Below are 25,587 nucleotides of genomic sequence, written 5' to 3'. Positions count from 1 at the left end.
CCCGGCGCCCACGTGGCGCCTGCGTTTCACGGTGGCCCTGTCTGCCGTGTCGTCTTTGCCTCTTCATCGGTCCCAATTCCCGCAACACGCTCACGGCCCCTTGGTCCTGCGCGCGTTGCCCCATGGATGGCTCTGTACCTTCTTCACCTTCTTCGCAATGGATTGCCCTGCGCTCGGCGTTGGCGATGCCCCAGGATGCCCATCGCTTCCTGAGACTGCATACGCCGTGCGGCCCCGATGTGCTGGTCGCCGAAACCCTCGATGGCGTCGAGCAGATCGACGGCCTCGGCTTCCAATGGACGATCACCGCCCTGTCGCTGGACGCCGGCCTGGCGCTGGCGCCGCTGATCGGGCAGGGCGCGCTGCTGCAGCTGCAACAGGCCGATGGCAGCGTGCGCCCGCTGCATGGCCGCATCACCGCCGCCGAGCGGCTGGGCGGCAACGGCGGGCTGGCCCGCTACCGGCTGCGCCTGCAACCGTGGCTGGCGTTCCTGTCACAGCGGGTGGACAGCTACGTCTTCCACGACAAGACCGTGGTCGAGATCGTCGAAGACCTGTTCGCCGATTACAGCGGGCTGGCCCCGGCCTGGCGCTGGTCGCTGGGTGACGCCAGCCAGTACGCACGACGCAGCCTGACCACCCAGTACCAGGAGAGCGACCTGGCCTTCGTCCAGCGCCTGCTGGCCGAAGAGGGCATCTATTACTGGTTCGAGCATGCCGGCGAGCCCGGCGGCACGGACTTCGGGGCGCACACGTTGGTGCTGGCCGACCACAGCCACGACACCGCCGAACTGGGCAGCGTGCGCTTCCATCGCCGCGACGAAAGCGAGCGCAGTGACAGCGTGCAGCAGTGGTCCACCGCGCACCGCTGGCGACCGGGCAAGGTCGAGCGTGCGACCTGGGACTACCGCACCCTGGAGCGGCGCCAGGCCAGCGCCGAGGCCGCGCAGAGCAACGACCTCGGCATCGTCGACCGCGACACCTGCGGCCCCTACGGCTGGCAGGACAACGCCCGCGGCCAGCGCCGCGCGCAGCAGCATCTGGACGCGCTGCGCGTGCGCGCGCATACCATCGACGGTGCCGGCCAATGGCGGGCACTGGCGCCGGGCGCGCGCTTCGGCCTGTCGCAGCATCCGCAGGTGGGCGAGGACGCGCAGTTCCTGTGCCTGTCGGTGCACCATCAGGCACGCAACAACCTCGATGCCGACGTGTTCGATGCACTGGAGCAGGCACTGGGCCCGTCCAGCGTGGCCGCGCCGGCCCTGCCGGGCGCGCTGTCCGGTCTGGCCAATGGCCAGGCGTCTGGCGAGGTGTCCACCGCGTTCTACGACAACCGCTTCGTCGCCATTCCGGCCGAGGTGAGCTACCGGCCGCAGACCGAGGACGGCCACGGCGCGCACCTGCATCCGCGCCCGACCATCACCGGCACGCTCAGCGCGATCGTGGTCAGTGACGGCGAGCCGCTGCTGTCCGACCGCGACCACCGCATCAAGGTGCAGTTCCCGTGGCAGCGCGGCGGCAACGCCAGCAGCGGCCTGGCCCATCCCGGTGGTGACGACAACGCCCCGGCCAACGGTGGCGCCTGGACCTGGGTGCGGGTGATGACGCCCTGGGCCGGCGACAACTGGGGCGGCGTGGTGCTGCCGCGGCGCGGCCAGGAAGTGCTGGTGGCGTTCCTGGAAGGCGACATCGACCGCCCGGTGGTGGTCGGTGCGGTCTACAACGGCCGTGGCCAGCAGGACGCACCGCACAACCAGATCAACGGCGGCGGCGCCAGCGCCACCGGCAACGCCGCCGCCTGGTTCGAGGGCAATGACCACGCCGCGGTGTACACCGGCTTCAAGAGCCAGGCGCTGGCCGACAGCCAGGGCGGTACCGGCGGCTACCAGCAGCTGCGCTTCGACGACACGCCCGGGCAGGGCCGCGCGCAGCTGTCCACCACCCAGCACGAGACCACGCTGACCCTGGGCCACCTGAAGGGCGGCCAGGACAACGTGCGCGAGGGCGAGCGCGGCTTTGGCGTGGAGCTGTCCACCCAGGCCCAGGGCGCGCTGCGCGCCGGCCGTGGCCTGCTGCTGACTACCGAACAGGGCACGCCACAGATGGCGGCGCCGCAGGCATTGAGCCAGCTGCAGGAAAGCCAGCAGCTGCTGCAGCAGCTGGCCGAATCGGCGGTCAACCAGCAGGCGCAGCTGCCCAACGACCCGACCGAACTGCCGGTGGACGCCACGCTGACCGAATTGCAGGAGACGCTGCGCGCCACCCACAGCGGCAGCGCCGCCGGCAGCATCGCCGGGGGCGATGGCGAAGCGCCGGGCTGGAGCGCGCCGGTACTGCTGGGCAGTGGCGTGGCCGGCGTGCTGAGCCTGACCCCGGCCGACCAGGTGTGGGTGAGCGGTACCCACACCACGCTGGCCAGCGGCGTGGCGCTGAACTGGATGACGCAGGGCTCACTGACGATGGCGGTGGCCGGCGGGCTGGTGCTGTACACCGCCGGCGTGCAGCCCAGCGGTGAAAGCCCGAACCAGGAGCGCGGCATCGCGCTGCACGCCGCGCAGGGCAAGGTGAGTGCGCGCGCGCACAAGCACCAGATGATCGTGGCAGCCAAGACCCAGGTGCGTATCGCCAGCACTGAGGCGGATGTGCAGCTGTCGGCACCGAGCAAGCATCTGCTGGCGACGGCGGCCGGTGCCTACATCCGCATTGAGGGCGACAACATCGAGCTGGGCGCGCCAGGGAAGGTGGAGTTCAAGGCCAGCCAGCGCGATTGGGTGGGGCCGGCGAGTGTGGCGGGGGAGGCGAAGGTGCCTGCTGGGCGCTTCAAGGGCTGTGAGCCGCACTTGAATGCCGCCGTGCGCCGGCAGGAGGCCTTCGCCGATGTCGGTTGAAGCATTGTGCGAACAGCTGGTTGCCATCGACCGCAGCAGTGCGGGGCAATGCCACCTGCTGATGCAGCCGGCGGAAGATCGATGCGAGCGCGATGAGGCCTTCGACGCGTTGCTGGAATCGGTCGGGATAGCGCCGGTTCCCGTCGCCATTCGACAGATACCGAAGGCCCTGTGGCCGTCCCTGATCCCCCTGGACCTGGGCAAAGGCCCGCATTCCCTGTTGTCGGGTCAGGCGGTGGAAATGGCGATGGCGCAGCGCTCGGTGTCGTCACTGCTGGCTGCGCGCCCACAACGTGCGTGTGCGTGGGTATGGACGCCGTTGCTGACACCACAGCTGGCCAGGCAGCTGGCCGAGCGTGCGGTCGCGCACTGCCCGCATGCGCAGGGCCGGAAGCGGTGGCTGCGCTTCTACGACCCGATGGTGACGGATCTGTTCCTGCAGTGCTCATCGCGCTCGCAACGGGCGTATCGGTTTGAAGGTGTCACCACGTGGATGTTCCTGGATCGATGGGGAGAGTGGGCCATCAGCAACGCCGTGGCGCCTGCACTGCCCGGTGACCCCGCCGTGTCCTGGCCCGAGCTGGAATCCATCGGTGCATTGAACCAGGCGTGGATCGGCGCGCTGCGAGCCGGAACGCCGCCGGATCGCGCCACGTTCGCGCAGGTGCAGCGCAGTGTCGGAGAAGGACGCCGTAGTGGTGTTCCCAGCGGTACTGATCTGGATCTGTTCGCCACGCACGGTCTTTCTATCGGGCCTCATTTTCACAGGCATCCCACGGTCCAGGCGCTACTGGCGCAAGTCGCGAAGGGTGAGCGGTATGGCGAACTCGTACTGCGGCTTGAAGACGCGGAGTGGCAGCGCATCCGCGCGGCGTCGTCGGCAGACGCATCTGCAATCAAGGGAGGGAAATCCACATGACGCCGCACGACGAGGATGGAAGCAACGCGAGTGGTTCCTATGCGGGTACCAGCAATAGGGGGATCCGCAGCGAGGCCGGCCAAACGATATCCGACCTTCCTGCTGTAACCGTGGTGCCATCGGAATCGCCGAACCGCTTGGTTTGCGACATCTGCCGCTCCACCGGGCTGGCCATCCTGCCGGTGCGCTACACGGTGGTGCCTGCCAGCTGCAACGTCGGCCTTGGTGGCCTGTCGCCCGCACACGCCAGCGATGTTGATGTCAGTGAGGCGGAATACACCTACGCGCTCAGAACGTTGCGCCAGGGTCTGCTGTACCTGTACTACGAGCAGGGCCCTTACGGTCCGGAATACTGGGAATGCTACGCCATCGCCGAGAACGGCACCTTGTGGCGGCAACCCACCGCCTACAGTGCCCGCGCGATCGCAGGCGGTGGCCTGCCCAGCTGTGGCCGCAGTGGCCACGATCCGATGCGCACGGAGTTCATCACCATCCAACGCCCGGATCTGTGCGGAACGGTCTGGCTTGCCTACTCCCAACACCCCTGGACGCCAGCGACGCTGGATCGATATGGGGCTGATCCGGACCTGCGCGCTGAGCGGATGCAGCCGATCGAACCAGCCACATGGATCACGTCGGCGAGAGCAGAAGGCGATCAAGCGCCATTGAAGGATGCCGCCGGGCTGGCCTCGGTCATGGAATATCGATGGCTGGATAACCCCTCAGGTGATCCGCCAGACCTTCCGTACAGCAGTGCGCTCCCGGGTGCCTCCAATCCGGACGGAGCGCTTCGCAAGGCGCGGCTGCACGCGCATGGAACGCGTTACCCCTGGTCACGGCGGGACTATCCTCGCAGCGAAGGTTTCGACCCGCGTCAACAGCGTTTTGAACGCCTGCAGCAACACAGCAGCAACGGGCGCATTGGCAGTGATCGGCAGGAGTACCCGCCCATGCTGCTGGGGCTGTGGGATGCGGTTGGCGTCGTGCACGAGCTCAGCGGCTATTGCAACGACCTGGTTGCCTGCATCAACCAGTTCAAGAGCGAGCGCGAGCTGGAAGTCAGCGCTGTTGACCAGATCGAACAGATCTCGCGCCTGCTGGAGCTCAATGGTGCGGTAATGGCAGGGAACTACGCGGCACAGACGGTGCGCGAAGTGGAGCGTCAGCGCCGCCTCGGCAATCCCTCGCTTCCCCCATGGGATCCCAAGGTAAAGCTTTCCGAGGAGGAGAAGCGGGAACTCGCGCGGGAGTATGAACGCCAGTTCCTGCCGCTCTACCTGAAGGACGCCCAGGACGCGTGGAAAAACAAGTACTGGCCACTGATTGACGAGCCCCGTTTCACCGCGTTCAAGAAGAACATGGACGCGATGACGCAACAGGTACTCGACCGGCTGGGACCGAAGATGTCGGTGCTGGTTGCGTGGCTCCGCCATGATCTTCTGCTCGCAACGCTGGAGGACTTTGATGGTCAATCTGCGGCGCAGGGAGTGTGGTTCGAGGAGATCATTGCCGACGCCATCGCGGTGCTTGGCATGCACGAGATCGGCCGAACGCTGTTGACTGAACTGGCTGGCGATCTGGCTGTGACCGGAAGATCGTCCTTGCTCTGGCGAGTCATTGCGCAGAATCAGGACGCTGCCAGGCTGGAGCTGCAGCAGACGCTCAAGGCGGCTGAGGCTGGGGCCAACACCGTGCTGTCCGCTGCAGGTGCGAGCTGGGCGGCCTTTGTGTCCGGGACGGCGCATCTGAAGACCTTCATCTCCAACTATCGCAAGATTGAGGCTGCGCAGAAGGAGGCAGTGCCATCCACCGCCAGTGTCCGCATCCTTCGCAACAGCGGCATTGATCGATTTGTCACCACCACCGGCGCGTTCCTGCTGAATCGATTCCCGATGAAGGGCATCCAGGATACCGCCGGCAATGCCATGGTCCGGTTCGTGCTTCTGACGCGGGCGTTGATGGAGCGCGATGAGGCCGTCAGCCTGGTGGCCGAAGAACTGAGCAGCGGCCAGCAGGGCAAGCGTTACTTCCTGGAGCGTATCCAGTTCTATCGCGCCAAGGGCAGCGCGCTTCCGATGCAGTTCGCACTTCGGGACCTGGAGCTGCATCACGGTGCGCTGGCGATGCGCACGCGTTGGCAGGCTGCGGCAGAAAGCAGCCGCAACGTGGTGCGCCTGAACTCGCTGACCGGCGTGCTGGAAATGGTGAACTTCATCCATCTGGCCACGAAGGTGGACAAGCAGACCCGTGACTACGCGACGTTATTGGCTTCTGGAATGTCGCTTGTGGCTGTGTATACCGGTGTGCATGAGGCTGTGGCGAAGGAGTTTTTTGGCGAAGGCAGCGCCAGTGCCATACGGATGAAGGTTTCCGGGAGTGTGATGGCGGGGGCGGGCAGTTTTATTGGGGCGTACTACAGTCTGTCGGACTTTAAAGATCGACTTGAGGATGAGCGGCACTGGACTGCTGCGGCTTTGCTGATGAAGGCGGCGCTAACATCGGCGATCGGTACTGCGAATTTTCTCACCGCGCTAGCTTATTCATCTCCCGTAGTTGAGCGCCATTTGGGGCGAAATTCGTTGAGCTTGGGCCTTCGTGGATTGAGGGCTGGGCTAGAGGCTGCCGCCGCGAAGGAAGGGGAGTTCGCTCTGTCTAGTCAGGCTATGAAACGCCTTGGTAGTTGGATATTGCGCCTGAGCGGCTGGGAGATTGCATTGGCATTGCTTGTGATTGAGGTGACGGTGTGGGCAATCAGCCCGAGCGATCTCGAGAAGTGGTGTGAGTCCAACGTATTCGGGAAGGGGGCTAGTAAAGCTCTGGGCCCGGGTAGCAATAGCAGGAACAGACAGGTGGTCGTTCTGAAGCAGAAGGACGCATTTGACAAAGCAATCACGGAAGTAGCTACGAGATCGCAGTTGTGAAAGATGCACAGCACATGGAGGTTCCGAGCAGAAGTCCGCTTGATACGCAGGCTGGTGTGATCTCAGGACTTTTCGTTGAACATGCGTTGGAGGATGTTCTGTCCCGTTCTGACGATCGAGAGCACATGGCCGCAGCAGGTGTAGTTGCAGCTGCGCTCGGGTTGAGTGGGCCATCGGCAGGCATGGCGGTGATGTCAGGCGAAGGGGCGCCGGAGCCAGTGGTGCGAGTCAGGTTCATGCTGGGAGAACTATCGGTATCTGCGCTGCTGTGGAACTGGCCATTCAGGGACGGGCAGAGGGTTCGAGTGGTGGGCAAGCGACGGCCCGATGGAACGTTCTTTGCGATTTCTGTACTGGACGAAGACCAGAGGCTGATCGTTTCCTATCCGCACGTCACGGCGGGCAGTGCCTCGCACTGGCTGCGTGTCTTCTGGGTCTCCTTGGGGATCTCAGTAGTTTGGTGGGGGGGCGCAGCCGCTCTCGCAACTGCCTTTGTCTGGGAAGTTAAATCCGATAGCAAGTTCGAAGTCATTTCTGGCGCCTGCATTGCCGGAGCCATAATTTTTGGCGTGATCGGATGGAGGATCGGACGTCGCTTATCTAGATTTGCGAGGATGGCAGATATGGTATTTGCTGCGCTGGACTGGAGTAATCCAAAGAAGATAAACCTTAGAGCCCGACGGTTCGGTCGAGCGCGAGAGGGTGATGGTTCCGGTGTTGGGGATACCTACTTCAGGTACTGAACGTGCGTGGTCATAGAAACCACTGGCGGCTGATGTCTATCGCCCTTGGGAGGCCTGTGCCTTGCGGAGATTGTAGTGAGTACTCAAAGTCGATTGCGGACACCTGGCAAAGTGCTGTTCGAAACAGATGCCGGTGTCATTTCCAACCTACGGGTCAGACACGTGGTGCAGAACGTCTTCTGGCGCGACGGGGATCGCGAAAAGATGGCGGCCACGGGCGCCGTTGCCGCCGCGCTGGGCCTCAGCGGTCCCGCCGCTGGCATGGCGATGATGTCCAATGAGGAAACGAAAGAGCCCGCCACCAGAGTTGAATTCCGGTTTGGCGAGATGCTGGTGAAGGGGCTGTTCTGGAATTGGCCCTTCAATGAGGGCGACTCCGTGCGGGTGGTCGGGCGTCGTGACAAGGCGGGGAACTTCATCGCCCTGTCTGTGCTTGATGAGCAGAAGAGACTCATCGTCTCTTATCCGTATGTCAGTTCAGGTAGCTGGGCCCACTGGATCGCGGTGACCATGTACTCGCTGGCTCTATCTGTACCCTTGTACATGATCTACATCGGTTTCTTCCTGATCAACGCCCTCACGGGAGACGGACTGGCACCCCTGGAGATGATCGCGGATGCGTACCTGATATGCGTTCTGGTTTGCTTCTACCTTGGATTCAGAATTGGCCGCCATTTCACGCGGTTCGCAAAGATGGCCGATGCGATATTCGAAACGCTGGGTTGGCCCAACGCAAAGCGCATCAATCTGAGGCGTATCACCAAGCAGAAGCGTCAGCCGGGCGACCATCCCGCGCTGGGCGATACCTATTTCAGGTACTGACCAGCAGCTCCTCGCACCATCCTCCCCAGCAAACCGCTCATCCCTACCGAGCCGCCGCAATCGCCTTTACCCGTGCCTTGGCCAGCGCTTCACCAATCGCTGGGCCTTTCAAGTGCGTCGTATCCAGGTCCCGCGCCTGCACCGACATTGCAGCCTGATGCAGGCGCTTGAGCGTTTCGCCCTGCGGGTAGTCGCTGTCCTCAAAGCCCAGCCGGCCGCGTTTGTCGGCCTCGCAGCACAGCGCGATGCGCGCCACACGTTCCGGTCGGCGCAATGCATCACAACGGCCCAGCAGTTCCAGCACCGTGGCGTCGCGCAGTTCGTCGATGCGATGCACGTTCAGATGCTCGCGGCAGACCGCTTCGGCCAGCTGCTGGTGCTCGGTGGGCACCTTCAGTCGCGCGCATAGGGCCTTCAGCGGCTCGATGCCACGTTGCTCGTGCATGATGTGGCGCGGCCATTCCTCCGGCGGTGTCAGGCCCTTGCCGAGGTCGTGGGTGAGGGCGGCGAAGCCGACCAGGTCATCGCCCGGCGCCAGCTTCGCGGCCATGTCGCTGACCATTTCCTGGTGGATGCCGGTATCGACTTCGGGGTGGAATTCGGCACGCTGCGGCACGCCGTACAGCGCTTCCAGCTCGGGCAGGATCGGGCCCAGCGCATGCGCGTCGTGCAGCGTGCGCAGGAACGCCGAGGGCTGTGCGCTGACCAGGGCCTTGCGCAGTTCCTGCCACACCCGCTCCGGCACCAGTGCATCCAGCTCGCCACTGGCGGCGATCTCGCGCATCAGGTTCATGGTTTCTGGCGCGACGGTAAAGCCCAGTGGCGCGAAGCGCGCCATGAAGCGCGCCGCGCGCAGCACGCGCAGCGGGTCTTCGACGAAGGCCGGGCCGACGTGGCGCAGCACGCGCTGTTCCAGATCGCGCACACCGCCATAGGGATCGACCAGCGTGCCGGTGTCTTCGTCGCAGGCAATCGCGTTGATGGTGAAGTCGCGGCGCTGCAGATCCTCTTCCAGGGTCACTGCCGGATCGGCATCGACCACGAAGCCGCGATAGCCGCGGCCGGACTTGCGCTCGGTACGCGCCAGTGCGTATTCCTCACCGCTCTTCGGGTGCAGGAACACCGGGAAATCGCGGCCCACGGCGGTGTAACCCAGCGCCTCCATCTGCGCGGGCGTGGCGCCGACCACCACCCAGTCGCGGTCGCCGGCAGGACACTGCAGCAGGCGGTCGCGCACGGCGCCGCCGACAAGATAGATCTTCATGGGCGGGATCATCGCACGACCGCGGTGTGATCAATCCCCGCCCTGGTCGGCGTTGGCGGCGCAGCTGAAGTTCTTGCGCTTGTCCACCAGGCGGCCCATCAGGCGGTCGCTCAGCGGCAGGGCATCGCCGTTGAGGCGCCAGTCGTAGATCACGCTGAAGGCCAGCACGCGGGCCACGTACTCGCGCGTTTCCTTGTAGCTGATGGTCTCGATCCACAGGTCCGGGTCATAGCCCGGCCGCTGGCTCTGCCACCGCGCGGTCGGGGTCGGGCCGGCGTTGTAGGCGGCGATGGTCACGTAGGGCAGGCCGTCGTACTTGTTCATCAGCTGGCGCAGGTAGGCCGTGCCGATGGCGATGTTGGTGTCCGGGTCGTACAGACTGTCGGCGCCGCCGTAACCGGTCAGGCCGATCGACTTGGCCACGCTGGCGCCAGTGGTCGGCAGCACCTGCATCAGGCCCATCGCATTGGCAGGCGAGCGCGCGCGCGGGGTGAAGGTGCTCTCGGCGCGGATCTCGGCGGCCACCCAGGCCGGGTCCAGTGCATTGCGTGCGGCTTCACGGCGGATGGTGGCGTCGTGGTGCAGCGGGAAGCGCAGGTCGTACAGGCGCTGTTCCTGCGGCTGCTTGCCGAGCGCGAACACGGCGCGGTCGAACCAGCCGTTGTCCTGTGCCACGCGCACGGCGAGGCGGCGCTGGGTGTCATCGAAGCGCGACAACGCGCTGTTCCATTCGGCCACGGCCCAGCCGGTGCGGTCGATCTGGTACAGCGCCATCGCCCGCTGGATGGCCGGGTCGCGCGCGATCGCGGCCTGCGCCTGGGCGCTGTCGTTGGGCTTCCACGGACACAGGGTGTAGCCCTGTTGCAGTTTGTCGGCGGCCAGGAAGCCGTGGAAGGTGGGCGCGCGGGCGGCGTCGCGGAACAGCGGCTGCGCCTGCGATGCCTGGCCGGTCTTTTCCAGCATGCGGCCTTCGAAATAGGCCCAGCGCGAATCGCTGCGCTGCTTGCTGCCCATCTTGCGGATCGCGGTCAGCGCTGCCGGCCAATCGCCGCGCGACATCGCTTCGCGCACACGCCATTCGTGCAGTCGCTCGTCGTAGGCCGACTCCGGTACCGCGTTGAGGCGGCGCGCCGAGTCGGGCAGGTAGGAGGCCACCGTCCACAGTGCGATCTGGTACAGCACCTGGCCCTGCTGCGCGGCGCTCAGGCCCAGTGCCTGCGCGTATTGCGGCAGCTGCTGTTCGGTGGCGCCCGGGTCGGCCTTGGCCAGCTTTTCCAGGCCATCGGTGGCGATGCGCCGGCTGCGCTCGGTGCGCGGCCAGTTCAGCGCGCTGGCATTGGGCGTGTCGACGAAGGCGGCGTAGCTGTTGGCCTGGGCCAGCTCGGCGGCAGGCAGGCCGCGCGCGGCGCTGCGCATCACTGCCGGTTGCTGTGCGTCGGCGGCGGCATCGATGCGTTCCCAGCGCAGGGCGTCACTCAGCCCCCCCTGCGCCTGCAGCACGGCGAACACCGCGTCGCAGCCGTCCGGCAGCGACTTGCCGTTCTTGCGCCACAGATCCTGTGCTTCGCTGATCCACTGCGGATCGACCTTGCCGGTCACCTGGCGGGCCGTGAGCTGCGCGCAGCGCAGGCCCACGTTGTCGGTGGGCGCCCAGTTGGCCAGCAGCGTGGGCCAGTCCTGGCGGCGCGCGAGCGAGGGCAGCCACACGCTGCGGAAGGTCGTGGCCACGGCCTGGCCGTCGTAGCGCTTGAGGAAGGCCTGCGCCTGTGCGCGATCGACGGTGTCGATGTTGCGGCGCAGGTTGGCGTACTCCAGCCAGCCATAGGCGGGATGGCGGCTGAGCGCGGCGGCCTGGCCGGGATCGAACTGGCCACGTTCGGCAGCGGCGATGGCAGCCTTCAGTTGCGCGTTCTGGGCGTCGAGGGACTGGGCATTGGCGCAGCCGATCAGCAGCGTGGTGGCCAAGGGCAGCAGGGACAGGGCGGTCGAAGTGCGTCGGGTCATGGCGCTGAGCATAGCGGGCGTTGGCTGAATTCAGTTTCGCATCGTGTGCACGCCTTGGATGGAATGGGCTGGCGATGGATCTGGCCGGGGCGGTGTCCATGCGGGGGCGGCAGAAGCGACAACCGGTGGCGCTGATTGCAATCGTGCGATGATTCCGGCACAGCGCGGCCCGCCCTGCGTGGGCCGCTGTTTCCGCGAAGGAGCGTGGTATGCGCTATGTGTCTGTGCACACCCGTGCGCTGATGTCCGGCATCAATCTGGCGCCGCTGGTGGATGTACTGCTGGTGGTGTTGGCGCTGGTGATCACCACCTTGCCGATGGCGCAGACGACAGCGTTGCGGCCGTTCGAACAGCGTACGGTGTGTCCGCCGGGCCCTGGCCACGCGTTGCCGGCATCGGTTGCACTGCGTCTCGACGCAGCCGGCGGCCTCTACTGGAATGACCAGCCATTGGACGACCCGGCATTGCAGCGTGCCCTGGCCCAGCTCCAGCGGTTGCCACCGGGGCTCCAGCCCTCGCTGCACCTGACCACCGCCGACAGTACCGACTACGGCGACATGGCGCGGGTGCTGCTCGCCATCCAGGACCATGGCCTTCGCGTCACCGCGCAGGGCTACTAGCGCCGGCACCGGCAAGGCCGCTTGATGTCCGCTGGCAAGTCTCGGCGCGTGATGTCGTGCCCGGCATCACACCGCCCGCTTCGAACAGTACCGTCCGGTTTTTAACTGTAGTGATCTGACGCGATTGGCAGGTAATTGCGTCAATTCTGTGTGAAAAAGTGTCGATCATCACGCCGTGATTTTTACCGCTTGTTTACAAAGGAGACGCTGCCGCCATGCAGGGGGGAGCGCGGCAGCCCATGTCCCGACATTCCTTTGGAGAGAGAGCGAATGAATCACCTGCACCACCGCCCGTTGGCGGTTGCCGTTGCGCTGTGCGTGATGGCCCTTGCACCGTTGGGTGCCGCTGCGCAATCCACCACCAATCTGGACGCGGTGGAAGTCACCGGCACCCGCATCAAGCGTGCTGAAGTGGAAGGCCAGGTGCCGATCCAGACCCTGACCCGCGGCGACATCGAGCGCACCGGCCTGAGTTCGATCGGTGAAGTGCTGCAGCAGCTCACCGGTTCCGGCTCGGCGCTCAACGCCAAGTTCAATTCGTCCGGCAACTTCGGTTTCCCGCCTGATGGCAGCGGCGTGGGCGCCGGTTCGGCCCAGGTCGACCTGCGTCATCTCGGTGCCAAGCGCGTGCTGGTGCTGGTCGATGGCATCCGCTGGGTCAACGAGTCCTCGGCGTCGGGCGTGGGCGCGGCCACCGATCTGAACACCATTCCGCTGGCGATCGTCGAACGCATCGAAGTGCTGGAGGACGGCGCATCGTCGCTGTACGGCTCCGATGCCATCGCTGGCGTGGTCAACATCATCACCCGCCGCGAGTTCGATGGCGGCCAGGTCACGTTGAACTACGGCGAGTACAGCAAGGGCGATGGCACGCAGAAGGGCGTGGACCTGGCCTGGGGCACCAGCGGTGACCGCTACAGCCTGTTCCTGGGTGCCAGCTGGACCAAGCAGGACCCGGTGTTTGCCCGCGACCGCGAGCAGTCGCGCTTCCCGATTCCGGGCACCGGCCTGGCCTTCGGCAGCGGCGGCATTCCGCAGGGTCGCTTCGCCTTCGTCGATCCCAACACCGGTGCCGAGCAGGACATCGTGCCCAACACCGGCGTGAGCAACCCGCGCTATGACGGCAGCGCCGGCTGCAACCGCAGCGATGACTACCACTGCTTCACCAGCGCCGACCGCTTCAATTTCGCTGAGTACAACATGGTGCTGACGCCGTCGGAACGCAAAGGCCTGTTCGGCCAGTTCCGCTTCGACATCACCGACAACGTGCAGTGGTACATCAAGGCGTTGGGCAACCGCCGCGAGTCGACCAACCAGGCCGGCCCGGAACCGCTTTTCTTCGGTCCCGACGGCGCTACCGGCAATCCGTTGGCCGACAACATCGTGGTCTCGCGCCTGAACCCGTACAACCCGTTCGGCTTCGACCTGGTGTCCTCGGGCAACATGAGCCTGATCGGCCGGCGTCCGGTGGAAGGCGGCGCACGCGTGTTCAAGCAGGAGGTGAACACCACCTACGTGGCCACCGGCCTGGTCGGTGACTTCCATGCGGCCGACCGCAACTGGTACTGGGACGTCAACGGCATGTACAGCAAGAACAAGGCCGAACAGACCAACTACGGCAGCTACAACATCTACAACGTGAACATGGCCCTGGGTGACCCGGCGGTGTGTGCGGCCACGCCGGGCTGCGTGCCACTGAACATCTTCGGCGGCGCCGGTTCGATCACCCCGGACATGCTGAAGTGGATCCAGCCGGTGGTGCGCGACCGCAGCCAGAACGAACTGAGCCTGTTCACCGCCAACCTGTCCAGCGAACTGTTCACCTTGCCGGCCGGCGCGGTGTCGTTCGCCAGCGGCTACGAGTACCGCAAGTACAAGGGCTGGTACCAGCCGGATCCGCTGACCGTGATCGGCCACTACAACGGCGTGCCGTCGCAGCCGACCTCCGGTTCGTATGACGTCAACGAGGCCTACCTGGAGCTGAGCGTGCCGATCTTCGCCGACTCCGCGCTGGGCAAGAAGCTGGACCTGAGCCTGGCCGGCCGCTATTCGGACTACTCCACCTTCGGCGGCGAGTTCACCCCCAAGTACGGCCTGCGCTGGCAGGTGACCGATGACTTCGTGCTGCGCACCACCTACGCCGAGGGCTTCCGCGCACCGTCGATCGGTGAGCTGTACGGCTCGGCCGCGCGTGCCGATCTGCAGCTGTTCGATCCGTGCTCGGTGGGCCTGGGTGGCACGCCGCCGCGCGGCAGCGCCGCCAACTGCGCCGCGCTGGGTGTGCCGGCCGGCTTCCAGCAGGCCAACTCGCAGATTTCGGTGACCACCGGCGGCAACCGCGACCTGGAGCCGGAACGTTCCCGCAGCTTCAGCGCCGGCTTCGTGTGGAGCCCGTGGTTCGGCAACAACACCTCGTGGTCGGAGCGCTTCGACGTGGAAGTGACCTTCTACCGCCATGCCATCGATGGTGCGATCCAGGCGATCAACGCGCAGACCCAGCTGGATCTGTGCGTGGATACGCTCGACCCGGTCTACTGCGATGGCATCACGCGCGCCAGCACCGGTGCGGTCAGCAGCTTCAACAACCGCCTGACCAACCTCGGTTCGATCAAGACCGATGGCTGGGATGTGGACCTGTTCTGGACGCTGCCGCAGAGCTCGATCGGCCAGTTCAAGCTGGGCTGGAAGAACACCTTCGTCGGTCGTTACGAGGCCACCGGTGCGGCCGGCCAGAGGCAGCCGCAGAAGCCGGGTGTGGAAGTGGCCGACAGCTCGATTCCGGAATGGACCAGCAATGCCAGCATCGCCTGGACCTTGGACCGCTGGAGCGCCAACTGGACGGTGCGGCACATCTCCGAGCTGACCGAGAACTGCGGTGACGCGGTGGCCTTCCCGGTGTGCAGCAACCAGGCGGCGGGCACCAATACGCTCTCGGCCACCACCTTCCACGACCTGCAGGTGGGCTACAAGATCGACTGGATGAAGGGGCTGCAGCTGAGCGCTGGCCTGAACAACGTGTTCGACAAGGATCCGCCGATCTGCCTGTCGTGCTCGTTGAACGGCTACGACGCTTCGACCTACGACATCCCGCGTGGGCGCTACTGGTACCTGCGCGCGGATCTGCGCTTCTGATGGTGGGATGCCGCGCCGGGATCCTCCCGGCGCGGCGCTTGCTTTGCTTGGACCGGGCGGGCGGTGTGCTTGCCGTGCTTTGGTAGAGTCGAGCTCGCTCGACTAACTTTTCGCAGTTCAGTCGAGCATGGCTCGACTCTACAAGAGCAGGGCAGTCGAGCAAGCTCGACGCTACGGGCAGCGCGGCGCCGGGTTGCACCGGCGCCGCGTCTGGATCAGAACGACCAGGTGAAGGTCAGCGAGCCGTTGCGGCCATCACCGAACGCGCCGTAGCCGTTGATCTGCGACAGATACTGCTTGTCCAGCAGGTTGTTGAGGTTGGCCTGCACGCTGAACTCCGGCGAGATGCGGTAGCGTACGAAGGCGCTGACCAGCGCATAGCCGCTCTGCTCGATGCGACCGTAGGCCGGCACCGGATAGTAGATGCGGTTCTGCCAATTGGCACCGCCACCGACGGTCAGTGCCTGCAGCGACTGCGGGGTGTAGCTGGTGAACAGCTTCAGCGCGGTCTGCGGCAGGTTGGTATTGATGTCGGCACCGTTGATGTCCTTGGCCACATAGCGCGACGCACCGAAGGTGGCATTCCAGCCCGGGGCCAGTTCACCGTTCAGCTCGAACTCGAAGCCACGGCTGACCGTGCCACGCGCGGCGCGGTAGGCGGTTTCGCCGCCGGTACCGCCGATGACCGGTTCACCGGTGGACTGGCCGACGTTGTCCTGCTCGATGCGGAACACGGCCACCGAAGCATTCAGTCGGTTGTCGAACCAGGCACCCTTGACGCCCACTTCGTAGCTCTTGCCGTCCACCGGATCCAGGTAGCTGCCGTTGCGGTCCTTCAGTGTCTGCGGCTGGAAGATTTCGGTGTAGCTGGCGTAGGTCGAGTAGGTGTCGTTGATGTCGAACACCAGGCCGGCATACGGCGTGGTGACTTTGTGCGCGCGGTCGGCGCCTTCGCCTTCGCTCTTCCAGTCGGTGTAGCGGGCGCCGATGATCAGCTTCAGCGGATCGGCCAGCGACAGGCGTGCGGCGGCGTAGCCGGCCTTCTGGGTGATGGTGCCTTCGCTGGCCAGTGCCAGCGGGTTCCAGTTCGGCTCGCTGATGTTGCCGGTCCAGTTCAGGTAGCTGGCAAACGGGTTCCAGGTCTGGCCGGCGCCGCCGATCTGGTAGTCGCCGTAGTTGGCGTAGTCGCGCTTGTTGTAGCTCAGGCCAGCCATGAACTGATGTTCGCGGCCGAACAACTGGAACGGACCGTCGACATAGCCGTCCACGCCGGTGACCTTGCGCTCGGTGTTGTAGAAGCCTGCCGAAGGCGAGATGCCCGCGCCGGTGGTCTTGTCGAAGTACGACGCGCCGCTGGTCCAGTCGTTGTAGGCGGGGTAGAACAGCTTGTCGTCGGCCTTGGTCTCATCGTGGGTGGCGCCGAGCTTGAACTTCCAGCCATTGCTGAAGGCATGCTGCAGGGTGGCGAAGGCACGCTTGCTGGTGGTATCCCAGTAGGTCCAGTTCGGGCTGGCGTTGAACGATTCGTCGTAGCCGGTGCGCGAGCCGTCGGAGTACAGCATCGGGAATCCACCCCAGGTGGCGCCGTTGGCCCGCTTCTGCTGGTAGTCGTAACCCACGCTCAGCTGCGTGTCCGGGGTCAGGTCGGCATCGATCACTGCATAGCCCAGCGTCTTGTGCTGGTTGTAGCGGTCCATCTGCGCGTCGGTGTCCAGGTAGCTGCCGATCACGCGGCCGCGCACGGTGCCGCTGGCATTGAGCGCGCTGCCCACATCCACGGTGGTGCGGGTGCGGCCCCAGCTGCCGACGTTCACCGACACGCTGCCGGCCAGCTCGGCGCTGTCGGCGTGCTTGCGGATCAGGTTCACCGATGCGGACGGATTGCCGGCGCCGCTGAGCAGGCCGGTGGCGCCGCGCACCACTTCCACACGGTCATACAGCGCCAGGTCCAGGCCGGAGTCACCGTAGCTCCAGTTCTGCACCATCTGCGTGGGCAGGCCATCGAACTGGTAGGCATCGATGTAGAAACCACGCGCATAGAACTCGGTGCGCTCGCTGTCGGACTGGGTGCTGGTGATGCCGGTGGTGTTGCCCAGCACGTCGATGATGTCGTCCAGGTTCTGATCTTCGATGCGTTGGTGGCTGATGATGCTGACCGACTGCGGAATCTCGCGCGGCGCCAGGTCGAAGCGGGTACCGGCCGAGGTGCGGCGCACCGAGTAACCTTCGGCACGCTCGCCCTTCACCACCACCTTGTCGAGGGTGGTCGGGTCGGCGGCGGTTTCGGCGAAAGCGGCCGGGGCCAGGGCACAGAGTGCAACGAGCACGGCAACGGACAGCCGCTGCGGCTGCGGGGTACGGAAGGTGGGAGCGGTCATGGAGTTCCTGGACGAGCACGCGCGCTCGGCCGGCATCCAGGAGGCGAGGCGCTACGGGTAGGGGAAGGGCGGGCAGGCCGTCCTGGCACCACCGGAAACGAAAGAAATGGTAATACGAACTATTCCTATTTACAAATCATGAACGAACCGGCTGGTTGTTCATGCGGGCAGGTGGGTCAGCGCAGCAGCGGCAGCGGGTCGCGTGCGCCGTCGGCGCCGTAGATGCCCCAGTGCAGGTGGGGCGGCGTGCCCCTGGCGTTGCCGCTGTCGCCGACCTGTCCGAGCAGTTCACCGGCCTGCACCACCTGGCCGCGCGCCAGGCCCTCGGCCCAGTTTCCCAGATGCGCGTAGTAGTAGCGTTCGCGGGCCGGACCGATGACCCACACCTGGCGGCCGCCCAGCCCTCCATCGCGCACATCAGCGATGACGCCGGCCGTGGCACTGCGCACCGGTGTACCGCGCCTGGCGAAGATGTCGATGCCGGCGTGCGAGCGGTCACCACGGCGTGGTGCGCCGAAGGTGTCGGCGATCTGGCTTGGGCGTATGCCGTCCACCGGTACCGGCAGGTGCGTGGCGGCCGGCATCTGCGAAAGCGACCAGAGCATGCGCGGTGCGGCCGCCCACGGGCTGTTCCACAGCGCCACCGCGGCAACGATGGCACTGGCCAGGAACAGGCCGCGCAGCAGCCAGCGGCGCAGGCGACGGGCGGGGGAGGTGGTTGTGCTCATGGCTTTCGATTGTAGAGTCGAGCCATGCTCGACTGCTGTTGCCTTGCGGTCCCAAAGCAGTCGAGCAAGCTCGACTCTACGGGTGTGGTAGCAGCGGCACCTCGAAGCTGCGCTTCAGCGTGCCCAGCGCCACCGACGTACGGAAGCGCTCGATGTTGTCATCGGCACCGAACAGGCGTTCGGTGATCGCCTCGTACTCTTCCATCGACGCGGCCGAAAGCAGCAGCAGGAAGTCGCCATCACCGGTGATCGAGTAGCACTGCTGCACGGCCGGGTCGTCCTGTACGCGGCGCTTGAACGGCGCTACGCGCTCACGCTGCTCGCTGACCACGCGCACCTCGACGATGATGGTCAGCGGCCGCCCGACCTTCGCCGCGGCGACCACGGCCACATTGGCGGCGATCACCCCGCTGTCCTGCAGGCGCTTGATCCGCCGTTGCACGGCCGGGGTGGACAGGTGCACCGCCTCGGCGATTTCGCGTTGCGGCAGGGTGTTGTCCCGCTGCAGCAGGTCGAGGATGGCGCGGTCGAAACTGTCGAGCACGGGGGCGGTGGCCATGGTGAGCAGAAGTTGCACGAACAGGCTGTCAATTGAGCCAAGTGCTCGGCCCTGGCGCAATAGACTTTGCGCATGCAGACCTCACGACTTGCGCCGATGTTGCCGGCGCTGGCGGTGCTCGGCTCGGTCACCTCGCTGGCCATCGGCACCTCCTATGCCAAACACCTGTTTCCGCTGATCGGCGCGCAAGGCACCAGCGCGCTGCGCGTAGGCTTCTCGGCGCTGTTGCTGCTGCTGTTCTGGCGGCCCTGGCGCTGGAAGACCCGCCGCACGGATGCGATCACCATCCTGCGTTACGGGCTGACCCTGGGCCTGATGAACCTGCTGTTCTACATGGCGCTGCGCACGATTCCGTTCGGCATCGCGGTGGCCATCGAGTTCACCGGGCCGTTGACGGTGGCGATGCTGTCGTCGCGGCGGCCGATCGATTTCCTCTGGGTGGGCTGTGCGGCGGTGGGGCTGCTGTTGCTGCTGCCGATCGGTGGCGGCCCGGCACTGGATCCGGCCGGCGTGCTGTACGCGATGGGCGCGGCGGCCTGCTGGGGGTTGTACATCGTGTTCGGCAAGCGCGCCGGACACCTGCACGCGGGGCATTCGGTGTCGCTGGGCCTGCTGGCGGCCTCGCTGGTGGTGGTGCCGGTGGGCGTGGCGCATGCCGGTGCCGCGCTGCTCGATCCGAAGATCCTGGTGGCCGGCCTGCTGGTGGCGCTGGTCTCCAGCGCGATCCCGATGTCGCTGGAAATGATGGCGCTCAAGCGCCTGCCGAAGGAGACCTTCGGCATCCTGATCAGCATGGAGCCGGCGGTGGCCGCGCTATGGGCGATGCTGCTGCTGCACGAGCACCTGCATGGGCTGCAGTGGCTGGCGATCGGCTGCACGGTGCTGGCCTCGGTGGGCAGCACGATGACAGCAAGGCGGCTAAAGGTGCCGGTCACCACATGAAAAAGGGGACGGAGGGGATTAAGTCGTTTGTGCCACAAACGACTTAATCCCCTCCGTCCCCTTTTTTCAGCGCAGGGCGTTGGTCGGGACGTCGATCGCCATGGCCAGGGCGAGGTGATCGGAGAACGCGGCTGGTACGGCTTCCACGCTGCGGGTCTGCAGGCCGCTGCTGACCAGGATGTGGTCGATGGCGCGGTCCGGGCGCCAGCTGGGGAAGGTCGGCACGATGCAGCCCGGCGGCTGCAGCCGGGTCTTCCGGTACAGCACCTGCATTTCCGGGCGCTCGGCCAGGCAGTTGAAATCGCCCATCAGCACCGCGTTCGGGTGGTCGGACAGCAGCTCGGCGATGAAGCCCAGCTGCGACATCCGCGAGCCCGCACCCAGTGACAGATGCGCCACCGCGACGGCCAGGCCGTCGGCGCCGTCGCCGAACCTGGCCAGCAGCACGCCGCGCCCGCCGATGCGGCCGGGCAGGGCGTGGTCCTGCACTTCCACCGGTTCGAGCTTGCTCAGCAGGCCGTTGGCGCTGGAGGCAACCCCGCCCATGCGCCGGTTCGGCTGGTGGCTCCAGTAGTTGAAGCCGGCGCGCTGGGCCAGGTAGTGGGTCTGGTTGGTGAAACCCGAGCGCAGGCTGCCCGGATCGGCCTCCTGCAGGCCGACGATGTCATGTTCGCGCGCCAGGCTGGCGATCGCGTCCAGGCTGCTGCGCTTGCGCCCCGCCGGCAGCGCATGTGACCAGCTTCGGGTCACATAGTCGCTGTAGCGGCGGGTACTTGAGCCGGCCTGGATGTTGGCCGTCAGCAAGCGCAGGGTCCGTGTACGGGGGGAATTCACGGCCGGGAACAACGTCCTTTGGATCAGTGAGCCTGGGCGGCACCGCGTTCGCGGGCGATCAGGTGGTCGGCAATGCGCAGCATGTCCGGGAAGCTCTTGCCCTTCACCAGGTACTTGCCGTTGACGATGATCGACGGGGTGCCGCTGATCTGGCTGCGCTGGGCGAACTGCTTGGCCGAGTTGGTCTTGGCATTCACCGCGAAGCTGCCCATGGTGGCGGCGAACTGCTTCGGATCCACGCCGTAGGCGCCGTAGAACTTGGCGATGTCGTCAACCGAATCGGTGCCGCGCTCGCCCTTCAGGGTCTTCTGCGAGTGGATGGCGGCATACAGCGCTTCGTGGGTCTTTTCCTGCACGCCCAGGGTCTGCGCGGCGTAGAAGGCACGGGCGTAGTTGTCCCAGGTGCCGCCGAACATGGCCGGCACGTAGACGAAGTTCACGTCGCTCGGCAGGCCGGCCTTCCACGGGCCGACCAGCGGCTGGAACGCGGCACAGGCCGGGCAGACATAGCCGAAGATCTCGACGACTTCGACCTTGCCGGCGGCCGGCTGGAACGGCTGGCCGTTCGGGATCAGCTGGTAGTCGGCGCCTTCCACCGGGGCCGGGCCGGTCAGTGCGGTGGTGGTCGGCGCCGGAGCGGCGGCCGGCGCGGCGTCGGCAGAGGCCTTGTCGCCTTCGGCAGCGGCCGGTGCAGCGCCTTCGGCGCCTGCGGCAGGCGCCGCCGGTTCAGTGGTGGCCGGCGCAGCGGCCGGTTCGGCCGGGGCCGCGGTGGTGTTGGCGGTGCCGTCGTCGGCCTTGCAGGCCGCCAGGATCGGCAGCAGCGCTGCGAGGGCGAGGGCGGCGAAACGGGTCTTCATGGAAACGTCTCCAGCATCTGGAAAGGTGGGGCCGGCACCGCAGCACCGGCCAAGGGGAAATGATGACACGCGGCGGCGACAGCGCCGTGTCGAGGGTAGGGGTTGGTTCAGCGGCCGCGGGCGGCGCGGGCCTGGGCGATCAGCGCCGAAGCGATGCGCAGCTGGTCGTCGAAGTTGCTGCCACGCACCAGGTACTGGCCATTGATGATGATGGCCGGGGTGCCCGGCACCTTGGTGCGCTGGGCGAATGCGCGGGCAGCATCGACCTTCTTCTGCACGGCCTCGCCACGCAGCGCCTGCAGGTAGCGGTCCGGGGTCACACCGTAGGCCTTGTAGAAGGTGGCGAGCTCATCGGCCGAAACGTTCTGCATCGGCAGCGAGCCGTCCTGGTGCAGGGCCTTGAACACGGCGGCATGGCTGCGCTTGGCCACGCCCACTTCGTCAGCGGCGTAATAGGCCAGGGCCCAGGCATCCCAGGGGCCACCAAAGGCGGCCGGGACCGGGGTGAAGCGCACGTCGGCGGGCAGTTTGGCCGCCCAGGCCGCCAGCTGCGGTTCGAAGTGGGCGCAATGCGGGCAGGTGTAGCCGAACACCTCGACCACCTCGATCTTGCCGGCCAGCGGCTGGAACGGGCCGGGCTGGGCGATGCGTTCGTAGTCTTTGCCCTCCACCAGCGGCGCGCTGGCGGGGGCGGCGGTCGCGGCCAGCGGCAGCAGGACCAACAGGGACAACAGCAGGCGGGAAATCAACCTCATCGACACGCATCTCCGTTGAAAAAAACAACGCCGGCGCAGTCGCCGGCGTGAAGGAAACATACCGCAGGAGCGGGCGCTGGTGGCGGCCCGCGCCGACCAGTGGTGGTCAGGGGGCGGCGACCGGTTGTGCCGGCGTGGCCGCAGCGGCCACATCGTCGGCCTTGTTGTGCAGGCCCTGCAGGTAGCTCGACAGCGCCTGCACTTCCTGTTCGCTCAGCTTCTGCGCCACCGTGGCCATGATCTGGAAGTGGCTCTTGTCGGTCTCGTGGGTCTGCCCGGCCTGGTACTCCTGCAGGCGGCGGGCGACATAGCTGGCGTGCTGGCCGCCGATATGCGGATAGGCCGGGCCCGGATTGCCGGCGCCACTGGGGCCGTGGCAGGCCATGCAGGCCGGCAGCCCACGCTTGGCGTCGCCACCGCGGTACAGCTGCTGGCCGATCTCGTAGAACTTCATGCCCTTGTAGGGGCCGTCGGCGACGACCGTATCGTCGGCGATGCCGGCGGTGGCCTTCTGCGTGGCGAAGAACGCGCCGATATCGCGCATGTCCTGCGGGGTAAGGTTCTGCACGAACGGCACCATCGCCACCGCTGCGCCGGAACTGCGCTGCCCGTTGGCGATCAGGGCCATCTGCTGGGCCACATAGCGCTCGCTCTGGCCGGCGATGGACGGGTACATCTCGACCGTGGAGTTGCCGTCGGCGCCATGGCAGGCCGCGCAGGCCGAGGCCTTGGTCTGGCCGGCCTTGGCATCGCCCCAGTGGGTCTTGCTGAAATCCACTTCCAGCGAGGCGGTGTTGATCGGCCCGTTGTCGGGCAGCGGGGTCAGCGTGGTCTGCGCGAAAGCAGCGGCGGCAACGACGACAGCAGTGGCAAGGGCGGATACGGCAAGAACGCGAGCGTGGCGCATGCTAAAGCTCCGTATGGACCGGGCCGGGCGGTGGCCGCCGGCATCGCCCGGATTATCAACGGCGTTTCCGCGCACGGTCAACGCAGCAGTGCAGCAAAATGCCCCGCGCGGCCCCCGGAACGGGCGCGCGGCGCCGCAACATGCGATCCTAGGCATATGTCATTGCTCATCGAACGCGCCCGTTACCACCTTTCAGCCCACAACGCGCGGCAGCTGCCGCCCGATGAAGGGGCCGAGGTCGCCTTCGCCGGCCGCTCCAACGCCGGCAAGTCCAGTGCGCTCAACGCGCTGACCCGCCAGAACGCGCTGGCCCGTGTTTCCAAGACGCCCGGTCGCACCCAGCAGCTGGTGTTCTTCCAGATCACCCCCGAAGCCAGCCTGGTCGACCTGCCCGGTTACGGCTACGCCAAGGTGCCGCTGGAACTGCAGGCGCACTGGCAGGCCTTCATCGACAAGTACTTCCGCACCCGCGAAGCCCTCAAGGGCCTGGTGGTGGTGATGGACATCCGCCATCCGCTGAAGGACTACGACCGGCAGATGCTCTCTTATGCCGTGCAGCGCGGCATGCCGGCGCACGCGCTGCTGACCAAGGCCGACAAGCTCAGCCGCAGCCAGCAGATGCAGACCCTGCAGAAAGTGCGCAAGGAGCTGCATTCGGCCTACGGCGACAGCGTCAGCGTGCAGGTGTTCTCTGGCGAGGACCGTACCGGCGTGGACGAAGCCCGCGGCGTGATCGGCGGCTGGCTGGGTCTGGCGTAAGGCTTCCGGCTTTCCTGTAGAGCCGAGCCCACGCTCGGCTGCCGCGCGCAGCGCGGCCAGGCCCCGGTAGCCGAGCATGGGCTCGGCTCTACGAGGGCTCATCGGCTCATTTCAACGGCGAATACTCCGCCGGCACCCAGGCATACGCCTGCCCTTCGCTGCGCACGTGGCCCAGGCCGGGGAACGGTAGATGCGCACCGGCCACCCACCAACCCTTGGCGGTGGCCTGCTGCAGCAGACTGCGACGGCTGGCGGTGGCCGCCTTGCGGTCCGAGTCCGCTTCGAACGCCGCCTCCGGGTGCGCGAACTGCACCGCATGGAAGTGCAGCACGTCGCCCCACACCAGCAACGACTGGCCCTGGCTGTCGAACCGATAGGAGACGTGGCCAGGCGTGTGGCCGTGGGTATCCATCGCCACCGCGCCGCCGGGCAGGGCATCGCCGGGGCTGAAGGTGCGCAGATGACCGGCGGCCTGGTACGGCGCCACTGCATTGCGCGCCAACGGGAAGGCGAAGCGCACGCCCTGGGGTGCGCCGGCTTCGCTGGCGGGATCGAGCCAGTAATCGGCATCGGCCTTGGACAGCCAGACCGTGGCATTGGGGTAGGCCGGCTTGCCCTGGGCGTCGAGCACGCCGCACAGATGGTCCGGATGGGCATGGGTGAGCAGCACGTCATCCACCTCGGCCGGGTCCACGCCGGCCGCACGCAGGTTGCCCAGCACCTGGCCCAGGCCAGGGCCGAAGCACTGCGCGGTGCCGGTATCGACCAGGGTCAGGTGGTTGCCCTGACGCACCAGGAAGGCATTGATTGCGGTCTGCAGGCCTTTCTTGTCTTCGGGTACGTAGCGGCCATCGAGCAGGCGGCTGACCAGCGAGGGCGCAACGTCGACCACTTCCTGCCGGCCCAGCGCGACCACGCCGTCGAACAGGGCGGTAACCTGCAGAGCGCCGATGTGCTGGTGGTAGACACCGGGCACCTGCTGGGTGGGGGCAGGCGAGGTGGCTTCGGCCAGTGCGGCCAGTGGCAGCGAGGACAGGGCCAGCAGCAGGGCGGAGCGCAGCGGCAGGTGACGCAGGGTCATGGCGGTTCTCGGTGGACGACGGGTGGTTCCGTTGGCCTAGCGTGCCGTGGCCGGCGTGTGCGTGGCGCTCAAAGCAGTGCGCGGAATGCTCAGGGGGTGTTGCTTGCAGGGCTTGCAGCCCTGCACCCGCAGAATCAACGTCAACGGCAACGTCAAGAGCCGAGTTTCCTGTGGGGAGGCGGGGTGGGTCCGGTTGCGGGAGACGCCGTAAACCCGTCCATGGGGGCTTGGCCGCGGCATCCATGCCGCGGACACTCCCGCAACCGGACCCACCCCGCCTTCGACAGATTCCTGCGATCTGTTGGGAATGCCCTTGGGGTCAGATCCGTTTTCCGCAGGAAAACGGATCTGACCCCAGAAATTCATTCGATCTCTGACAGACGTGTCGACCAAGGTCGACACCTACCAACAGCCGAGTGAACCTGTCGAAGGTGGGGCGGTGTCGGAGTGCGGGGTGTCAGCCGCATGGATGCG

Annotated in this window: 19 protein-coding genes; 9 read left to right on the top strand and 10 right to left on the bottom strand. The window is 66.3% G+C overall.

Features of this window, described 5'->3' with window-relative positions:
* Positions 1 to 185: 185 nt before the first annotated feature.
* The 5 genes from AC5YGJ_RS10475 (at position 186) to AC5YGJ_RS10455 (ending at position 8,293) form a co-directional block, all read left to right on the top strand.
* A complete protein-coding gene (locus AC5YGJ_RS10475) occupies positions 186 to 2,888 on the top strand; it encodes a type VI secretion system Vgr family protein (RefSeq protein ID WP_496186500.1) in 2,703 nt (900 codons plus the stop codon).
* Complete coding sequence (locus AC5YGJ_RS10470; RefSeq protein WP_496186499.1) at positions 2,878 to 3,807, top strand: DUF4123 domain-containing protein; 930 nt, start codon at positions 2,878 to 2,880, stop codon at positions 3,805 to 3,807. The genes AC5YGJ_RS10475 and AC5YGJ_RS10470 overlap by 11 nt, the downstream gene beginning before the upstream one ends.
* Positions 3,804 to 6,728, top strand: coding sequence for a T6SS effector BTH_I2691 family protein (locus AC5YGJ_RS10465; protein ID WP_496186498.1), 2,925 nt, complete (start codon positions 3,804 to 3,806; stop codon positions 6,726 to 6,728). Before AC5YGJ_RS10470 ends, AC5YGJ_RS10465 begins: the two co-directional genes overlap by 4 nt.
* A 14-nt stretch (positions 6,729 to 6,742) precedes the next feature.
* Positions 6,743 to 7,471, top strand: a complete 729-nt coding sequence (locus tag AC5YGJ_RS10460; protein WP_496186497.1) for a putative type VI secretion system effector — start codon at positions 6,743 to 6,745, stop codon at positions 7,469 to 7,471.
* 75 nt (positions 7,472 to 7,546) lie between these two features.
* The gene (locus tag AC5YGJ_RS10455) at positions 7,547 to 8,293 is read left to right on the top strand and encodes a putative type VI secretion system effector (RefSeq protein ID WP_496186496.1); all 747 of its coding nucleotides are present in this window, start codon (positions 7,547 to 7,549) and stop codon (positions 8,291 to 8,293) included.
* Between the two features lie 43 nt (positions 8,294 to 8,336).
* Here AC5YGJ_RS10455 and AC5YGJ_RS10450 read toward each other — a convergent pair whose 3' ends face one another.
* Both AC5YGJ_RS10450 and AC5YGJ_RS10445 read right to left on the bottom strand, forming a co-directional pair.
* Positions 8,337 to 9,557: a multifunctional CCA addition/repair protein gene (locus AC5YGJ_RS10450; RefSeq protein ID WP_496186495.1), complete on the bottom strand. Its 1,221-nt coding sequence runs from the start codon at positions 9,555 to 9,557 to the stop codon at positions 8,337 to 8,339.
* 30 nt (positions 9,558 to 9,587) lie between these two features.
* Positions 9,588 to 11,573 carry a transglycosylase SLT domain-containing protein gene (locus AC5YGJ_RS10445; RefSeq protein WP_496186494.1) on the bottom strand — a complete coding sequence of 662 codons (1,986 nt, stop codon included), beginning with the start codon at positions 11,571 to 11,573 and terminating at the stop codon, positions 9,588 to 9,590.
* A gap of 197 nt (positions 11,574 to 11,770) precedes the next feature.
* Here AC5YGJ_RS10445 and AC5YGJ_RS10440 point away from each other — a divergent pair, with 197 nt between their 5' ends.
* Positions 11,771 to 12,181 (top strand): biopolymer transporter ExbD, encoded by a 411-nt coding sequence (locus tag AC5YGJ_RS10440; RefSeq protein WP_409460492.1) that lies wholly within the window; start codon positions 11,771 to 11,773, stop codon positions 12,179 to 12,181.
* Positions 12,182 to 12,502: 321 nt separating this feature from the next.
* Positions 12,503 to 15,313 carry a TonB-dependent receptor gene (locus tag AC5YGJ_RS10435; RefSeq protein ID WP_475289963.1) on the top strand — a complete coding sequence of 937 codons (2,811 nt, stop codon included), beginning with the start codon at positions 12,503 to 12,505 and terminating at the stop codon, positions 15,311 to 15,313.
* A gap of 215 nt (positions 15,314 to 15,528) precedes the next feature.
* On the opposite strand, the gene fhuE is transcribed toward AC5YGJ_RS10435, so the two are convergent.
* The 3 genes from fhuE to AC5YGJ_RS10420 form a co-directional block, all read right to left on the bottom strand.
* Complete coding sequence (gene fhuE / locus AC5YGJ_RS10430) at positions 15,529 to 17,691, bottom strand: ferric-rhodotorulic acid/ferric-coprogen receptor FhuE (RefSeq protein WP_309333487.1); 2,163 nt, start codon at positions 17,689 to 17,691, stop codon at positions 15,529 to 15,531.
* A 176-nt stretch (positions 17,692 to 17,867) separates the two neighbouring features.
* Positions 17,868 to 18,419: a M23 family metallopeptidase gene (locus AC5YGJ_RS10425; RefSeq protein WP_496186493.1), complete on the bottom strand. Its 552-nt coding sequence runs from the start codon at positions 18,417 to 18,419 to the stop codon at positions 17,868 to 17,870.
* A 76-nt stretch (positions 18,420 to 18,495) separates the two neighbouring features.
* Positions 18,496 to 18,978 (bottom strand): Lrp/AsnC family transcriptional regulator, encoded by a 483-nt coding sequence (locus tag AC5YGJ_RS10420; RefSeq protein WP_496186492.1) that lies wholly within the window; start codon positions 18,976 to 18,978, stop codon positions 18,496 to 18,498.
* A 72-nt stretch (positions 18,979 to 19,050) separates the two neighbouring features.
* Between AC5YGJ_RS10420 and AC5YGJ_RS10415 the strand changes: the two genes are divergently transcribed.
* Entirely contained in the window at positions 19,051 to 19,920 is an 870-nt protein-coding gene (locus AC5YGJ_RS10415; protein WP_496186491.1) for an EamA family transporter, read from the top strand.
* A gap of 66 nt (positions 19,921 to 19,986) precedes the next feature.
* On the opposite strand, the gene AC5YGJ_RS10410 is transcribed toward AC5YGJ_RS10415, so the two are convergent.
* The 4 genes from AC5YGJ_RS10410 to AC5YGJ_RS10395 all read right to left on the bottom strand — a co-directional run bounded on the left by AC5YGJ_RS10410 (position 19,987) and on the right by AC5YGJ_RS10395 (position 23,273).
* A complete protein-coding gene (locus tag AC5YGJ_RS10410; RefSeq protein WP_496186619.1) occupies positions 19,987 to 20,724 on the bottom strand; it encodes an endonuclease/exonuclease/phosphatase family protein in 738 nt (245 codons plus the stop codon).
* A gap of 53 nt (positions 20,725 to 20,777) precedes the next feature.
* Entirely contained in the window at positions 20,778 to 21,611 is an 834-nt protein-coding gene (locus tag AC5YGJ_RS10405; RefSeq protein ID WP_496186490.1) for a thiol:disulfide interchange protein DsbA/DsbL, read from the bottom strand.
* 107 nt (positions 21,612 to 21,718) lie between these two features.
* Positions 21,719 to 22,366, bottom strand: coding sequence for a thiol:disulfide interchange protein DsbA/DsbL (locus tag AC5YGJ_RS10400; RefSeq protein ID WP_057497386.1), 648 nt, complete (start codon positions 22,364 to 22,366; stop codon positions 21,719 to 21,721).
* A gap of 106 nt (positions 22,367 to 22,472) precedes the next feature.
* The gene (locus AC5YGJ_RS10395; RefSeq protein ID WP_496186489.1) at positions 22,473 to 23,273 is read right to left on the bottom strand and encodes a c-type cytochrome; all 801 of its coding nucleotides are present in this window, start codon (positions 23,271 to 23,273) and stop codon (positions 22,473 to 22,475) included.
* A gap of 156 nt (positions 23,274 to 23,429) precedes the next feature.
* Here AC5YGJ_RS10395 and yihA point away from each other — a divergent pair, with 156 nt between their 5' ends.
* Positions 23,430 to 24,032: a ribosome biogenesis GTP-binding protein YihA/YsxC gene (gene yihA, locus AC5YGJ_RS10390; protein WP_107232034.1), complete on the top strand. Its 603-nt coding sequence runs from the start codon at positions 23,430 to 23,432 to the stop codon at positions 24,030 to 24,032.
* A 106-nt stretch (positions 24,033 to 24,138) separates the two neighbouring features.
* Here the strand turns inward: yihA and AC5YGJ_RS10385 are convergent, their stop codons facing one another.
* On the bottom strand, positions 24,139 to 25,113 hold the full coding sequence (locus AC5YGJ_RS10385) for an MBL fold metallo-hydrolase (RefSeq protein WP_309333495.1): 975 nt from the start codon (positions 25,111 to 25,113) through the stop codon (positions 24,139 to 24,141).
* Between the last annotated feature and the right edge of the window lie 474 nt (positions 25,114 to 25,587).

It is taken from the genome of Stenotrophomonas sp. CS3K5 (assembly GCF_059515225.1).
The sequence above is the reverse complement of the archived record's forward strand: the minus strand, read 5'-3'. Positions and strand labels throughout refer to the sequence as shown.

Excerpts from the sequence above, each read along its gene's own strand:
- AC5YGJ_RS10445 (WP_496186494.1), bottom strand. The coding sequence starts at position 11,573 with ATGCTCAGCGCCATGACCCGACGCACTTCGACCGCCCTGTCCCTGCTG.
- AC5YGJ_RS10395 (WP_496186489.1), bottom strand. The coding sequence starts at position 23,273 with ATGCGCCACGCTCGCGTTCTTGCCGTATCCGCCCTTGCCACTGCTGTC.
- AC5YGJ_RS10420 (WP_496186492.1), bottom strand. The coding sequence starts at position 18,978 with ATGGCCACCGCCCCCGTGCTCGACAGTTTCGACCGCGCCATCCTCGAC.
- AC5YGJ_RS10425 (WP_496186493.1), bottom strand. The coding sequence starts at position 18,419 with ATGAGCACAACCACCTCCCCCGCCCGTCGCCTGCGCCGCTGGCTGCTG.
- AC5YGJ_RS10385 (WP_309333495.1), bottom strand. The coding sequence starts at position 25,113 with ATGACCCTGCGTCACCTGCCGCTGCGCTCCGCCCTGCTGCTGGCCCTG.
- AC5YGJ_RS10465 (WP_496186498.1), top strand. The coding sequence starts at position 3,804 with ATGACGCCGCACGACGAGGATGGAAGCAACGCGAGTGGTTCCTATGCG.
- AC5YGJ_RS10400 (WP_057497386.1), bottom strand. The coding sequence starts at position 22,366 with ATGAGGTTGATTTCCCGCCTGCTGTTGTCCCTGTTGGTCCTGCTGCCG.
- AC5YGJ_RS10405 (WP_496186490.1), bottom strand. The coding sequence starts at position 21,611 with ATGAAGACCCGTTTCGCCGCCCTCGCCCTCGCAGCGCTGCTGCCGATC.
- fhuE (WP_309333487.1), bottom strand. The coding sequence starts at position 17,691 with ATGACCGCTCCCACCTTCCGTACCCCGCAGCCGCAGCGGCTGTCCGTT.
- AC5YGJ_RS10475 (WP_496186500.1), top strand. The coding sequence starts at position 186 with ATGCCCCAGGATGCCCATCGCTTCCTGAGACTGCATACGCCGTGCGGC.
- AC5YGJ_RS10440 (WP_409460492.1), top strand. The coding sequence starts at position 11,771 with ATGCGCTATGTGTCTGTGCACACCCGTGCGCTGATGTCCGGCATCAAT.
- AC5YGJ_RS10450 (WP_496186495.1), bottom strand. The coding sequence starts at position 9,557 with ATGAAGATCTATCTTGTCGGCGGCGCCGTGCGCGACCGCCTGCTGCAG.
- yihA (WP_107232034.1), top strand. The coding sequence starts at position 23,430 with ATGTCATTGCTCATCGAACGCGCCCGTTACCACCTTTCAGCCCACAAC.
- AC5YGJ_RS10460 (WP_496186497.1), top strand. The coding sequence starts at position 6,743 with ATGGAGGTTCCGAGCAGAAGTCCGCTTGATACGCAGGCTGGTGTGATC.
- AC5YGJ_RS10415 (WP_496186491.1), top strand. The coding sequence starts at position 19,051 with ATGCAGACCTCACGACTTGCGCCGATGTTGCCGGCGCTGGCGGTGCTC.
- AC5YGJ_RS10435 (WP_475289963.1), top strand. The coding sequence starts at position 12,503 with ATGGCCCTTGCACCGTTGGGTGCCGCTGCGCAATCCACCACCAATCTG.
- AC5YGJ_RS10470 (WP_496186499.1), top strand. The coding sequence starts at position 2,878 with ATGTCGGTTGAAGCATTGTGCGAACAGCTGGTTGCCATCGACCGCAGC.